Annotated in this window: 1 protein-coding gene; it reads left to right on the top strand. The window is 44.7% G+C overall.

What is annotated here, in order from left to right; genetic code table 11:
- Positions 1-84: 84 nt before the first annotated feature.
- Positions 85-586, top strand: a 502-nt coding sequence (locus tag R7F64_RS24120; protein ID WP_318072181.1) for a substrate-binding domain-containing protein, incomplete at its 3' end; no start/stop codon positions are given.

Below are 586 nucleotides of genomic sequence, written 5' to 3'. Positions count from 1 at the left end.
TCGAACAATCTTTTCTGATTCACAAAAGTGTAACCTGAACGCAATATCATAAGCGCTGCTTTATACCGTATATGGAGTTTAAATATGTTACGTTTTACTGTGGCAACTTTACTAGCCATGGCTGTCTCCCTTCCTTCTACTATGGCGAAAGAAGTCAACATTTCAGGTTCAACTTCCGTTGCTCGCGTGATGGACGTACTCGCCGAAGAATACAATAAGACACATCCAGATAATTACATCGCTGTACAGGGCATTGGTTCTAGTGCGGGGATCACCATGGTGAACAAAGGTGTCGTGAAACTTGGTATGAGCTCTCGCTATCTGACAGAAAGCGAAAAAGGCGAAGACTTGAATGTGTTTCCAATTGCTTACGATGGCCTTGCCGTTGTTGTGAACCGTACAAACTCTGTGACTAACCTTTCAGCACAACAACTGTTTGACATCTACAAAGGCGAAATCAAAAACTGGAAAGAAGTCGGCGGCGCGGATCAACCGATAGCAGTGGTCACACGAGAAGCATCTTCTGGCTCGCGCTACAGCTTTGAAAGTTTGTTGGGTCTCACCAAAATCATTAACGACCGTCTGG

It is taken from the genome of Vibrio sp. Vb1980, from assembly GCF_033338615.1.
GTDB lineage: Bacteria > Pseudomonadota > Gammaproteobacteria > Enterobacterales > Vibrionaceae > Vibrio > Vibrio alginolyticus.
The sequence above is the reverse complement of the archived record's forward strand: the minus strand, read 5'-3'. Positions and strand labels throughout refer to the sequence as shown.